At 59.1% G+C, this 13551-nt stretch carries 13 protein-coding genes and 1 riboswitch; of the genes, 1 reads left to right on the top strand and 12 read right to left on the bottom strand.

The window, feature by feature from the left end; genetic code table 11:
- Window positions 1-6: 6 nt before the first annotated feature.
- Window positions 7-2817, bottom strand: a complete 2811-nt coding sequence (locus ACFOSS_RS10805) for a M16 family metallopeptidase (protein ID WP_377152363.1) — start codon at window positions 2815-2817, stop codon at window positions 7-9.
- Window positions 2818-3013: 196 nt separating this feature from the next.
- Here ACFOSS_RS10805 and ACFOSS_RS10800 point away from each other — a divergent pair, with 196 nt between their 5' ends.
- Entirely contained in the window at window positions 3014-5485 is a 2472-nt protein-coding gene (locus ACFOSS_RS10800; protein ID WP_377152362.1) for a TonB-dependent receptor plug domain-containing protein, read from the top strand.
- A gap of 116 nt (window positions 5486-5601) precedes the next feature.
- On the opposite strand, the gene ACFOSS_RS10795 is transcribed toward ACFOSS_RS10800, so the two are convergent.
- The 11 genes from ACFOSS_RS10795 to moeA form a co-directional block, all read right to left on the bottom strand.
- Entirely contained in the window at window positions 5602-5823 is a 222-nt protein-coding gene (locus ACFOSS_RS10795; RefSeq protein WP_377152361.1) for a YgdI/YgdR family lipoprotein, read from the bottom strand.
- Window positions 5824-6316: 493 nt separating this feature from the next.
- A complete protein-coding gene (locus ACFOSS_RS10790) occupies window positions 6317-7306 on the bottom strand; it encodes a 2-hydroxyacid dehydrogenase (RefSeq protein WP_377153902.1) in 990 nt (329 codons plus the stop codon).
- 95 nt (window positions 7307-7401) lie between these two features.
- Window positions 7402-7830, bottom strand: coding sequence for an ion channel (locus tag ACFOSS_RS10785; RefSeq protein WP_377152360.1), 429 nt, complete (start codon window positions 7828-7830; stop codon window positions 7402-7404).
- A 99-nt stretch (window positions 7831-7929) separates the two neighbouring features.
- Entirely contained in the window at window positions 7930-8379 is a 450-nt protein-coding gene (gene moaE, locus ACFOSS_RS10780) for a molybdopterin synthase catalytic subunit MoaE (protein ID WP_377152359.1), read from the bottom strand.
- Window positions 8380-8381: 2 nt separating this feature from the next.
- Complete coding sequence (gene moaD, locus ACFOSS_RS10775) at window positions 8382-8627, bottom strand: molybdopterin converting factor subunit 1 (RefSeq protein WP_377152358.1); 246 nt, start codon at window positions 8625-8627, stop codon at window positions 8382-8384.
- The gene (moaC, locus tag ACFOSS_RS10770) at window positions 8624-9130 is read right to left on the bottom strand and encodes a cyclic pyranopterin monophosphate synthase MoaC (protein WP_377152357.1); all 507 of its coding nucleotides are present in this window, start codon (window positions 9128-9130) and stop codon (window positions 8624-8626) included. Before moaC ends, moaD begins: the two co-directional genes overlap by 4 nt.
- 2 nt (window positions 9131-9132) lie before the next feature.
- Window positions 9133-9651, bottom strand: a complete 519-nt coding sequence (gene moaB / locus ACFOSS_RS10765) for a molybdenum cofactor biosynthesis protein B (RefSeq protein ID WP_377152356.1) — start codon at window positions 9649-9651, stop codon at window positions 9133-9135.
- Window positions 9648-10319, bottom strand: coding sequence for a molybdenum cofactor guanylyltransferase (gene mobA, locus ACFOSS_RS10760; RefSeq protein ID WP_377152355.1), 672 nt, complete (start codon window positions 10317-10319; stop codon window positions 9648-9650). The genes moaB and mobA overlap by 4 nt, the downstream gene beginning before the upstream one ends.
- A gap of 2 nt (window positions 10320-10321) precedes the next feature.
- Entirely contained in the window at window positions 10322-11338 is a 1017-nt protein-coding gene (gene moaA, locus ACFOSS_RS10755; RefSeq protein WP_377152354.1) for a GTP 3',8-cyclase MoaA, read from the bottom strand.
- Window positions 11326-11460: riboswitch (molybdenum cofactor riboswitch) on the bottom strand. It overlaps the preceding gene by 13 nt.
- A gap of 50 nt (window positions 11461-11510) precedes the next feature.
- Window positions 11511-12287 carry a HesA/MoeB/ThiF family protein gene (locus tag ACFOSS_RS10750; protein ID WP_377152353.1) on the bottom strand — a complete coding sequence of 259 codons (777 nt, stop codon included), beginning with the start codon at window positions 12285-12287 and terminating at the stop codon, window positions 11511-11513.
- Window positions 12284-13549 (bottom strand): molybdopterin molybdotransferase MoeA, encoded by a 1266-nt coding sequence (moeA, locus tag ACFOSS_RS10745; RefSeq protein WP_377152352.1) that lies wholly within the window; start codon window positions 13547-13549, stop codon window positions 12284-12286. The genes ACFOSS_RS10750 and moeA overlap by 4 nt, the downstream gene beginning before the upstream one ends.
- Between the last annotated feature and the right edge of the window lie 2 nt (window positions 13550-13551).

Here is a 13551-nt window from a genome sequence, read left to right as displayed (position 1 = left end):
GATGAATTACTCCAGAACTGCGTTGGTCTCGGGTTGCAGAATCAGCGATACCCGGTTCGGTTGCGGAAAAATCTGTTGTGCCAACCGGCTCAGCGGCGCAGCAACAATCTGCTCGGGTAACGTCGTCATCGACTGCAAATACCGTCCATCACCGTAGGCCTCATGACTGAGCATCAGGCGTCGCAGCCAGGTGTTGTCATCCTGCAGGCGCAGCTGTTCTGCAAACTGCACATCCTGCTGCAGCCGTGCTACCGGATAAGTGGCCACCGTTGCACCAAGCCGGGCCAGTACCTGCTGCGCCGCTTCGAGCAACGCCTCGGCCCGTTCCGGCGCACAACTGAAACTCAGCTCCGAGACCACTTGATTGAGTTGCGGATCCAGCGTCATCTCGAAACTGACACTGTAGACACCGCTGAGCTTGAGCCTGAGTTCCTCCTTCAGCGCGGACTGCGCCAGCGGATTCAGGCTAGAGACGACAAAGGCGCGTTCAGGCGTCCACGCCATCGGCGTCGCCCCCTGCAAACGCACTTGCGCGCGCCCCGGTTCCAATACACTCAGGTGCTGATTGCGGATGCCGGGCTGCTGGGGCTCACGAGCCGTCATCAGCGCAGGTTGCCGAGACAGAGGGGCCAGATAACGCAGAATCAGCGACTGCAGTGCCGCCTCTTCGTATTCACCGAGCAGATAAACGCGCGCCGGTGCACGCAGGTGGTCACGCGCGATGCGGGCCAGCACCAGGGGATCCGTGGTGACCGACGGCCTCGTCTCGCCCTTGGCCGGATACAGCAGCTGTTGCCATGCGGCCTGTTCACGCGAAGCGGGGCGCGCGGCCTGGTCCAAGAGTGACGGTTTGACCTCATCCAAAACATAGCGGGCGATGCGTCCGGATGTCAGGCTGTGCACATACTCGCCAAACAAGGCACCAAGCTGTGCCGGTGCAACGCGGGCCGCCAGATCCAGCCGTCCGGCCTGCAGATCCCAGGTCCAGTGCGGTTGTGACACCGATGCGCGATAAGCTGCGTTTTTCTCTGGCGACCAAAATGAGAAGCCGCTCTGCTGCCAAATCTGCACCGCAGTCTGGCTATTGACCGAGCTATAGCGACGGTTCAGATAGCCACCTTCCGTTTGCAGGCGTACCAACAATTTGCCATCGGCGGTTGGCCGACGTAACCAAACTATGCGATCGCCATTGGCCAGTTGCCACTCGATGAGTGGCAAGGCACCGTCATGCCGCTTCATGATAATCCGCCCCCCCTGCCCCTTGGGCTCGGGCAGTCGTGGGGCGCTGACCTGCGGCGTCGCCGCCTTCTGCACCACAGGCCTTAACTCGGGTAAGGCCGGCAACGGCTGTGCGGCTATCTGCTCGCGCCGCAGCTGGATCGCCTCGGCGGATGGCAGCACCAGGGTTTTGCCACCTGGTACCTGGAAATAGGCAAATTGGTCCTCGGCATCGAGCAAGCTGTTCAGTCGCTGCTGCAGGCGCTCAGCCGTCAGCGCAACAACCCACTGCCGGGTACGCTGCTGGTAGATCTCAGGTTCTTCGATCGGGCCTGAGTGCAAGACGGCTTCGGTGATCTTGTCTTCCCACTGTGCATAATTGCGACCCGCCCATTGCTCAGGCACGGCATCCAGCTGACGCAATGCCTGCTGCTTGAGTGCTGGCAGCAAGGAGGTATCCACGCCGTGGCGGCGTAAGTAGGCGTGTTGCTGTAACAAGAAGTCCAGTCCTGCCTGATGGTCGGCGCTGGTCGCCGCCATCGCCAACGTCAGTCGCGCCGGGGTCGGCTCATCCAGGCTAAGGCTCCAGCTTGTAATACCGGCCGGCAACGCCTGGCTGCGCCGCCGTACATGCTCGCGCAAAAATTTGCGCAGGAAATAATTCTCTAGGGCCGCACGCTTACCCTCGAGTGTGCTGCGCGGGGCCTGTGCCTGGCGCAGGCCGATGGCAACACGGCTGGTGGTGCCCTTGTCATCCTGGATCATCCCGACAAACAGCTGTTTGGCCAGCGGCAATTCGACATAAGGACGTGGCGTAGGGCGCGCATCATCGGGCTGAGAAAAATAGCGCTGTAACGCACGTTCAAACGCAACCTTATCGACCTGGCCCGATGCAATCAGAATCATATTTGCCGGACGATAGTGGCGACGATAGAAGGCGTGTAAATCGGCCGCCTCCAGACGGGCAAGGAGCGCGGCATCACCGAGTGTGGTTCGGCCGGCGTAACGCGAGCCATGACGGGTAATCGCCCGCTTCTGTTCGTTGATACGGGCCGCGACACCCACTTGCTGTCGCATCTCTTCAACGATGATCTGACGCTCTTGTTGCCAGCTGCGCTCATTAAACTGGGCGTGAAAGGCCAATTGGCTGATCAGTGCCATGGCGCCATCCAGGTCGAGGGCATCCCGCGGCCGAGTGCGAATCATGTATTGGGTCTGCGCCAGCCCAGTGACAGCATTGACCTGCAGGCCGGTCTTCCACCCCAAGCGCGCCAGGTAGCGATGTATGGTCTCCGGATGGCCGGCGGTTTCGCGAAACACCATATGCTCCACGGCATGAGCGATACCGGCAGCCTCGGGCTCATCAATGGCGCCGGCCTGCACGATTAAGCGCAGATTGAACGGTTCATCGGTTTTTGTGCTGGGATACACCACATAGTGCAGACCATTCGCCAGCCGGCCCTGCATCAGCTGCGATGTCCAGGCCGCAGCCTCTTGTTCGCCCTCTGCAGCCACGACCATCGATCCGAACGAATACGACACCAATACAATACATAACGAGAAAACACGCGAGGTCACGCTGGTTATAAACATCTTCATTTGAATTCGTGCTTAGTTTTTTCTTCTAGATTGTTAACTCAACTGCCGTTGATAATAACTCGCATTTACAATATTATCCACAACCTTTCCCAGCTAAACCGTATTGGCTTGCCTTGTGCCTTCGGTGAATTTCGCATTCGCCAGCTGAGAGCTGTACCCATTTGGAATATTATTCTGTTGTGAGGTGTAACAAGGGATGGTTATTAAACGTACTGTGATCGTCGGCTGCCTGGGCTGCAGCCTGATAAGTGCCCACGCGGAGGAGAAGCTGGTCGACCTCGGTGCCATGGAAATTGCAACCAGTGGTGCCGAAGGCACGACCAGCTCGGCCCCCCCCAGCAATTACGAGAGTTTTGACCCGCTTGACAGCGGCCGCAGCGTCGTCGTGGGTGACACCATTAGCGCATCCCGCGAAGGGGGAACAGACACCACCAGCTTGTTGCAGCCGCTGCCGTTTGTGCAAATGGATACCGAACGGCAATCTGCTGAAGCCGAAGATCTGCAGTCGCTACGCCCGTCGGATTTTTCTATTTCAGGTGGTAACTACTACGACAACAGTGTGCTGATTGATGGTGTCAGTGCCACCTCGATCATGGATGTCTCAACCCAGAACGCCAATGACTTCAACGAGGTCAGTGGTCAAACAAGCCAGACGCTATATGTCGATCCGACGCTGATCGGCAGCATGGAAGTCATCGACTCAAACGTCTCGGCACGCCACGGTGATTTCACCGGTGGGGTTGTCGACATCCAGTTGCGCCAACCGGCACGCAAATTTGGTGTCTCGGCAACCGCCGGCTTTCAAAACGACAGCATGGTCAGTTACCGCAAGTCCGGTAACGGCGAACTGACCAGGAGCGAGCCTGACTTCTCCAAGTACCAGACCTCTGTCGCGGTCGACACGCCACTGAGCGACAAGCTGTTTGTTCTCGCCGCCATCAGTCAGTCTGAATCTGCGGTGAAATACAATATGGATGAAGCCTACGGTGGCACGCGCTACGAAACCGGCGACAAAGCCAATAACGTCTTGTTCAAGGCGTTGTATGAATACAATCCGGATCTCAGCCTGGAGGGACAGCTAATCTACAGCCCCTACCGTAGTGAAAAACAGCCGGATAACAGCATTAACAGCCTGAACACCAATCACACTGACGGGCTCTCATCGTATCTGGCGTTAAATGGCATTTCCGGCGAGCGGAGTTGGCAGCACAAGGTTTCGTACCAAGTCTCCGATACCAGTCGCGATTGGGATGGCGATCGTTATGCCTGGCCTTCGAAAGCAGAGTCGATTGACTGGTGCAGCGACGGTAATTGCATGGAGGGCGGATTTGGCGATCTGAACCAGACGCAGAAAGACAGCGTTTACCAGTTCACCGTCAACCAGCCCGTCGGTGGCGGCAATCTGAGCCTTGGCGGCGAGCTGCGTTATACCGAGGCTCGCAAACAGCGGCCAGAAGATAACTACTACTACTCGTCGGGAAAAGTCATGGCAACGGGTGTGGACGCGCAATGTGCTATCGACGATAGCGCATGTCGTGAAGACGTCGCCTTGAGTCAATACAGCTATTACCAGGCCTATGATGCTGAAGTCGATCTGTTCAGCCAGGCGCTGTGGCTGGAATATCTGCGTTCGGTCGGGCACTGGGAATTCCGCACCGGTGCACGCCTGAGTCACGATGACTTCCTGGATAACTACAATCTGGCACCACGCCTGACCGCCAATTGGGAGTTTTTCGATGATACCTTCCTGACCTTGGGCGCCAACCGTTACTACGCGGCCAATATGGTCGGCTATGCCATCCGTTCCCAATATCCGGACAACTACACATATCGTCGCAGTGTCAACACCAGTACCGGCGAGATCGGTGACTGGAGTCTGCTCTCTCACGTCCGGGCAACAGATTATGGGCAAGGCGAGCTGAAAACCCCGTACAGCGATGAGCTGACCGCCGCCTTGACATTCCCGGCACCGCTGGATGGGCATTTTCGTATCAAGAGTATCTATCGTTTTAACCGCGATAGCTTCGCTAGTACCAGCAAGACGAGCGAAGAGTTTAACTCCGACACCGGAAAGACCCTTAGCACCACACTCTACAGCATGACCAACGATGGCAAGAGTGATTACAAGGGATTGGCGTTGGAGTGGGATGGCCAGATCACGCAACATAGCTTTAATGCCAATGTGACCTGGTCGGAAACCAAGTCTTACGGCAAGGGATCTACCTATTTTGATTACACGGATCCCCAGTCACAGGTCTACTACAACGGACGGGTCATCGACATGAACGAGCTGTATGATCTCAATGATCGCAGCAACTTCGCGGCACCGCTACGTGCAGCGGTTGGCTGGACCGCCCGCTGGACTCAGCGCTGGATGACCAACGCCAGTGTCCAGTACCGTGGCAGCTACGAGTATTTGGGCGACTCAGGCGATAACATCGATATTGATGGCGACAGCTACGATGTCTACGACACCATCAAGATCAAGTCGTTCACCACCATGAACGTCAATACCCGCTACCAGTTCTTCCAGTGGCAAAACCAAAAAGCCGCTACCGAATTGCGCATCACAAACCTGTTCAATTCGACCCCGCATAGTGCCAGCAACAGTGCGGCCAGTTACCGCCTCGGACGCTCAATCTGGCTGGGTGTCAACTATGTCTATTAATAGCCGACCAGGCTGAGTCTATGCCGTAACACATGTAGGCCACCTGTGCAGCAGGTGGCCTATTCTCGTCATATCTATCATAGCGGGACAACAAAACGCATGCGGAATTGGCACATCTAGCGTTCGAGAATCTGCACCACATCCTCTTTTTTGATCATGGTTTCACGACCATCTGCATCATCGTAAATATACATACCGGTACTATCATCCAGCTTTGGCTTGCTCTCTGTCGTCAACATGCGCCCATCCTTGGTGCTGATAATGTATTGGGAACTGCAGGCAGCGAGGCCAATCAGACATAACACAGTGACAGACACAACAGTTAAAAAACGTTTCATGGTAGGGCTCCTAGGTGGTGTCACAAAACGCGCCATCACGACAGGTATTTGCGATGCTGTAACGATGGCGTCACCTACAGCCTAGAACAAGAAACGTCCTCCGTGGTGCAGACATAGCACCAGCGCCACGGGTCTGTGTCTGCCCGATTAGCGCTCTGCCACGCCAGGCACGGAGATCAATGCCATTACCCCGATCGGGATCCTCAGCAACGGAACGCTAAAACGCACTTTACCGTGGGCCGTGGGCCTGGACTTTGATGCGCGTTGAGCTAATCGCCGGCAGCCCTTAGCTGGTACAGGGCCCCTGCACGAACTTAACAGCCCAGGTTTGCAGCTTCTTGGATACACATACCGCGACTGACGCTCAACGAGGCAATATAAATTGGACTGGATCTTCAGGCTGGCGAAACAGAGCGCAGATGTCACCGCATAACGGCAAGGAGTAAAAAAAAAGCATATCGCGCCCTGACCGACAGCCAGGGGCGCGACCCAATTATTCAATCTCGTTGCCGTTGCGTCCACCCGCGGCAAACGTCTTGATGTTATCGAGCGTAGTCTCGGCAATGGCCAGCAGTGCGTCGCGGGTCAAGAAGGCCTGATGGCCGGTAAACAACACGTTATGACAGGCTGACAGACGGCGAAACACATCGTCGGTAATCACTTCATTGGACTTGTCTTCAAAGAACAGCTCCTGCTCTTCTTCGTAGACATCCAACCCCAGCGCACCGATACGACGCTGTTTCAATGCCTCAATGGCCGCCACCGAATCCAGCAGTGCCCCGCGACTGGTATTGATGATCATGACGCCATCTTTCATTTTGGCGAAAGCGTCTGCATCAAGCAGATGATAATTCTCCTTGAACAGCGGACAGTGCAGGCTAATCACGTCCGATTCACGGAACAGGGTATCCAGGTCGACATACTCCGCGCCCAGTTCAATGGCGACGGGATTTGGATACGGATCATTGACCAACAGTCGCATGCCGAAGCCATTGAGGATCCGCAAGGTGGCCAGACCGATTTTACCGGTCCCGATCACCCCGGCGGTACGACCATGCATGTTGAATCCCACCAGACCATCCAGTGAAAAGTTCGCATCCCGGGTCCGCTGGTAAGCCTTATGGATATGGCGATTGAGTGTCAGCATCATGCCGACGGCATGTTCTGCCGTGGCTTCAGGAGAATATGCTGGCACCCGCAAAATCGTCAGGCCCAGTTCCTTGGCGGCCGCCAGATCGATGTTGTTATAGCCGGCACAGCGCATGGCGAGCAGACGGGTACCATTTTTCGCCAGAGAAACCAGCACCTCGCGGCTCAAATCATCATTAACAAATGCACAGACCACGTCGTGATCATGGGCCAGACGACTGGTCTTGGCATCCAGGCGCACGTCGAAATAGTCGATGTCGTAATTGAAGGCCTGGTTCGCCAACTCAAAATGATCACGGTCATAGTTTTTGGCACTAAACATCGCAATTTTCATCATCGCACCTCCCGATTATCAGGCAAAAACATCGCGTTATGACCAATACTCCCGGCAGCCAATCCGCCCCAGCAGGATGAGGTCGTGCAATTAGACTAGTTAGCTGTTCCCCGGAATTTATCTCTGAGCTGTTGCTGCAGCAAGGCCAATATGGTTGCGCCGGAAAGGCTAATCATCAGGGCACCATTAATCGCTTCGAGCGGACCGAGAAGACGCCATTTTGCACTCATGACCAGATCGCCATAACCCAGGGTTGAGAAATTGACGCCGGAGTGATAAATCGCCGTTTCCAACGTTGGAAATTCATCCAGCCACCAAAACAGGGCTCCCCACAGCGCGATCTGCAGCATGGTTCCAAACATCAGGATGGTGATGACACCAAACAGCGGCCAGGCCCCCTGTGCGTCACGAGTCGATTGACCGCTCTTGCGCAGATAATAACGGATGCTCCATACATTAATGTGCGTCTGCAGTAGCAAGTTTCCCCAAACGATAGGCATCCCAATCAACAGTACATTCAACATGCTGCGCCCCAGTCAGTGTGTTCTGCCCTCAGTTATAGAGTATATTGCGGCCGCCGTACCCGAGCCGGTACTGCCGAACTGCCGGCAGCGCAGCACTCGTTACCAGCGCGCGGCGGCAGCCTGATCGCTGCTGCGGCTGGCGACCCAGCGCTGCGAGCCATCGCGTAACGTCTCCTGCTTCCAGAACGGGGCTCGGGTCTTCAACACATCCATCAGGTACTCACAGGCGGCAAACGCCTCACCGCGGTGGCCACTGGCCACCAGTACCAGCACAATCTGATCGCAAGGGGCAAAGGCACCGACGCGATGGATCAGCGTCACCGCCTGCAGATCCCAGCGCTGACGGGCACTGGCCACCAGCTCGGCCAGCACCCGTTCGGTCATCCCCGGATAGTGCTCCAGCGTCAGGCCGCAGACAGCATCACCCTGGTTGATATCACGCATGCGGCCGACAAAGCTGACGATGGCACCCGCCGCCGGCAGTGCACTTAGCGCCGCATACTCCTCGGCCAGCGAGAAGTCGGCGTCGGTAACGAGAATGCGCTCCATGGCTAGCCTCCGGTCACTGGGGGGAAAAAGGCCACCTCATCGCCGGCCTGCAGCGGGCAGCTATCGTCGCGCACCACCTGATTGACCGCCACCAGCACCTCGCGATCGGCCAGGGCATATTCCCAGCGCGTACCACGTTGCATCAGTTGCTGACGCAGGGCGCCGGCGCTGGCTGGCACATCGTCCAGCCGCAGCTGACTCACCGCCAGCTGCTCGCGCAGACTGGCAAAAAAGCGCACGGTTATCATAGCAGCGACTCCTGACGTAGAAAGTGGCCCGAGCGCCCGCCCTGCTTTTCCAGCAGGCAGATCGAGTCGATGACCATCTGTTGGTCCACCGCCTTGCACATGTCATACAGCGTCAACGCTGCGACGGACGCCGCCGTCAGCGCCTCCATCTCGACCCCCGTCTGGCCATGCAGCCGACACAGCACCTCGATATGGACGGCCGCCATGCCGGTTGCAGCCTCGTCAGGCTGCGGCTGCAATGTCACCTCGACCTTGGAGAGCGCCAGCGGATGACACAACGGGATCAGATCACAGGTCTTTTTCGCCGCCATGATGCCGGCAATGCGTGCGGTGGCGAACACATCCCCCTTGTGGTGGCCGCCACTTTGAATCAACGCCAGCGTTGCCGTGCGCATGCAGATGCGCGCCATCGCCCGCGCCTCGCGTACCGTACTCGGCTTGCCACTGACGTCGACCATGTGTGCCTCGCCGTTATGCTGGATATGGGTCAACTGCGGGCTCATCTTCAGCCCCCCTTCTTCAGGTGCATCACAAAGCTGCATGGCCGGGTGCGTGCATCGAGCTGTGGCGCAATGATCTGCGTCCAGCCGGTCAGGCAAGCGTTATTCGAGCCCGGCAGGCAGAACAGGATGGTGCGGTTGGCCAGCCCGGCCAGGGCCCGGCTTTGAATGGTGCTGGTGCCGATCTCGGTATAGGAGACCTGACGGAACAGTTCGCCAAAGCCCTCCACCTCCTTGTCGAGCAGCGGTTTGACCGCCTCTGGCGTGGTATCGCGACCGGTGAAGCCGGTGCCGCCGGTGATCAGCACCGCCTGGATGTGGTCACTGGCGATCCACTGGCTGAGAACGGCACGGATCTGGTAGATGTCATCTTTAACCAGGGCGCGATCGGCCAGCCGATGGCCCGCGTCGCTCAGTGCGTTAACCAGCAGTTGGCCCGAGCTGTCACTGGCCAGATCCCGGGTATCGGAAACGGTCAGAACGGCAATGTGTAATGGTTGAAACTCCAGTGCGGCATGGCTCATGGCGCGAACTCCTTGGCAGATACAAAAAGGGAATGAGGCTCAGTGTGGCGAGGCAATGTGGAAGCACAGCGCGCCGGTTGTGCGCGGCAAAAGGCCTGCCACTCCTGTGGGGTATTGGTGTTGCACAGTGCGATGGCCGCCTGCTCAGGCGGTGTAAGCGCCAGATCCGCGATCTGCGTGAGATCCAGCAGGCGGATCAGGCCGCCGACCGAGGCGGCGCCTTGGTCGGGATCCGCCAGCAGTTGCTGCACCCCGGCCAGTGCCGCCGGGCTCGCCAGCAACAGCGGAAACTGGTTGTGCTGCAAGGCTGCACCGATGTGGGTATCCGCGGCCAGCTGCAAAAAGGTCCGCAGCAGTTCAGCCTCCAGCCCCGGCATGTCCACCGGGATCACCAGCCAGCGCGCCGCGGGGGCCCAGGTCAGCGCCGAGGCCAGGCCAGCCAGCGGTCCGCGCCCCTGATAGCGCGGCAAATCCGGCAGCGAGGGCACGTCGGGGTAATCCCCCGCCGCCCACACCTGCTGGCAACCGGCTGCACGCAGCCGCTCCAGACCGAGCTGCAACAGACTCTGGCCATGAAGCAGCAAGCGCGCCTTGTCCTGTCCCATACGCGACGATCGGCCGCCACACAGCAGCAGGCCATACAGCGGCAGCTGGCTGGGTTTGCTCATGTTTAGCCTCCTATCGATGCCAGATGCTGACGCACCCCGGCATTGCCGCTGTGCAGGCGATGGCCCAGCACCTTGTGCTGCAATGCGGCCTGGATGCGCTGCTGCAGCGCCGTCTGGTCGGCGTCGGACTGCAGCAGATCGCGCAAGTCGATACCGCCATCGCCAAACAGACACAGGTGCAGCTGGCCCAGTGCCGAGACACGCAGACGGTTGCAGCTTTGGCAGAAGCCATCGGCATAGGGCAGGATCAACCCCACTTCCCCCAGGTAATCCGGGTGCAGATAGACCTGCGCCGGTCCCGCATCGGCCTGGCGTGGCTTGAGTTGCCAACCGGACGCCAGCAACTGCTGGCGCAACCCTTCGCCGCGCAGATGATGACGCGCGAAATAGTCATCTTGAGCGCCGGTCTGCATCAGTTCGATAAAGCGCAGCTGGACTGGCGTCTGCTGCACCCAGCGCAGAAACAGTCCCAGCTCATGGGCATTGAGCCCCTTGAGCAACACGGTATTGATCTTGATTTGACTGAATCCGGCATCCCAGGCGGCCTCAAGCCCGGCCATGATCTCCTTGAGACGATCTTGGCCGGTGATCAGTGCAAACTGGCGCGGATCCAGACTGTCGATGCTCAAATTGAGGGCATCGAGCCCGGCGGCGCGCCATTCCCGCGCCTTTTGCTGCAGGCGGTAGCCGTTGGTGGTCAGCACCAGCGTTTGCAGCCCGTCCAGCGCCTTGAGATCGGCGATGATGGCCGTCAGATCACGTCGCATCGAGGGTTCACCGCCGGTCAGGCGGATCTTGGTGGTGCCGGCCGCGACAAAAGCACCGGCCACGCGGCGCAGCTCGTCGCGGCAGAGAAAATCGCGCCGACCATCGGGACGATAACCCGACGGCAGGCAATAGCTGCAACGGAAGTTGCAGACATCGGTCAATGACAGGCGCAGGTAGTAAAACCGCCGCGCAAAGCCATCCACCAGCGCCGGGGGCTGTGCCACCGGTCGAAGCTGTATTGATGAAGCCATAAACACCTTTCCAAAGTCGGGAGGCGGTTTGGTTTCCCGCACCACCCTCGCCGGTTTCCCGGCTCGGCCGGCCAGCCCTGGCACAAAGGCGTTAGGCTAACAGGCTCGGGTTTATTGTTTCAGTGGTAAGTTGATGCGTGTGTCTGTGCGCGCTATATCTCCGTGAGAGTGATCAGGCGCTGAGCCGATGACGTTGCCCGCATATGCTGCACTCGGCATCAGGCTGCAGCGTCAATGTCATGAACTCCAGGGTACGACCATCGATCAACAGCAGCTGGCCGCCCGGTACCACAGCGGCACCGCTCAGCCATTTCACCGCCTGCAGCGCCTGTAGTGATCCGACCATGCCGACCAGCGGGCCTGCGACACCATTGGTGACACAGCTGCCATCAGGCTCGGCAAATCGCTGGCTCAGGCAGCGATAGCAAGGCTCATCGGGCTGCCAGCCAAAGCTCACCACCTGACCTTCGAACCGGATCACCGCCGCCGAAATCAGCGCTACCCCTGCGGCACGACAGCACCAGCTGATCAACTCCCGGCTGGATCGCCGATCACTACAGTCGAGAACCAGATCGACGTCGTGCAGCAGGTCAGGCAGATTCAGCTCGTCGGCAAACTCGGCCAGCGCTTGCAATTGCAGATAGGGATTGAGTTCGGCCAGACGCCTGGCCGCCGAGACCACCTTGTGCTGGCCCAGGCTGGCTTCGCTGTGCAGCACTTGACGCGCCAGATTACTCAGCTCGACCCGATCGCCATCCAGCAGGGTCAGCCGACCAACGCCACTTGTGGCCAGATACTGACTGGCCGCACAACCTAATCCGCCAAGGCCGATGATCAGCACATGGGAACGCTTTAAGCGCTCCTGCCCTTGCAGATCCCACCCTTTGAGGTTGATCTGACGGTGATAACGCAACAACTCGCCATCGCTTAGACACGCATCGTGATTCATGTCATCACCTCGTCAAACAGCAGGATCTCGACCCGACTCCCCGCCGCCAGTTGGCTCTGATCGGGATAGGCCTGATCATCCAGACAGATCAGACAGTTCGCCTGAGCCAGCGCGCGGAACATGCCTGAACCCTGCTCACCAGCCAGCACCACCTGCAGCTCACCCTCGGCGTTGACCGATGCCATACCACGCTGAAAGTCGATGCGTCCGGCGCTCAGACGTAACGGCTCCAGTGTGGTAGCGCGCAACCGCAGCCGCGGTGCCGAGTCTGCCCCCATCAACCGCTCCAGCGCCGGTTGCACCAGCAGCAAAAATGTCACCAGTGCCGACACCGGGTTACCTGGCAGGCCAAAGAACCAGCGACCATGGCGGGCGCGGCTCAGCCGGCCGCAAGCAAACGGCTTGCCCGGCTTTATCGCCACCTTCCAGAACGCCACCTCACCCAGCTCGGCCAGGATCTGCCTGGTATAGTCGGCATCACCGACCGATACCCCACCCGAGGTGATCAGCACATCAGCTTCGGCATCACCCCGCAAGAACGCCTCGCGCAATGCCGCCGGATCATCAGGGATGATGCCCAGATCCAGCACTTCGCAGCCCAGCTTGTGCAGCAAAGCCCGCAGCCCATAGCGATTGCTGTCCACCAGCTGACCGGGCAGCAGCACCGCATCAACATCGCGCAGCTCGTCACCACTACTAAAACAGGCCACCCGCAACGGTCGGTACACCACCACCTCGCTGACACCCACCGCCGCCAGCAGCGGCAGATTCCGCGCACCGAGTCGCACCCCGGCGGCCAGTACCGGCTCGCCGGCGGCGATATCCTCACCACAGCGGCGAATGTTCTGCCCCTGTTTGACCGCCGCGCGCAAGACAATCGCGGCTGACTCCCCCTGGACCACGGCTTCGGTCTGCTCCTGCATGACAACCGCGGCCGTGCCCTGCGGCACCGGCGCACCGGTCATGATGCGCACCGCACTGCCTGACGGCCACGAGGCGGCAAACGGATGACCGGCCAACGCCGTACCGGCTAGCGGCAACGGCCCTGTGGCGGCGAGATCGGCCGCTTGCAGCGCAAAGCCATCCATCGCGGAATTGTCAAAGCGCGGTGACGGGTAACGGGCGATCACCGTCTCTGCCAGCACCCGGCCCTGAGCCTGGCCCAGCGGCACGGTTTCACGGCCAACGCAGCAAGTCAGCATGGCGGCCAACTGCTGTTGCGCCTCGGCCAGACGCAAGACGCCCTGTACTCCACAACTCATGC

The organism is Pseudaeromonas sharmana, from assembly GCF_042649925.1.
GTDB classification, from domain to species: domain Bacteria; phylum Pseudomonadota; class Gammaproteobacteria; order Enterobacterales; family Aeromonadaceae; genus Pseudaeromonas; species Pseudaeromonas sharmana.
The sequence above is the reverse complement of the archived record's forward strand: the minus strand, read 5'-3'. Positions and strand labels throughout refer to the sequence as shown.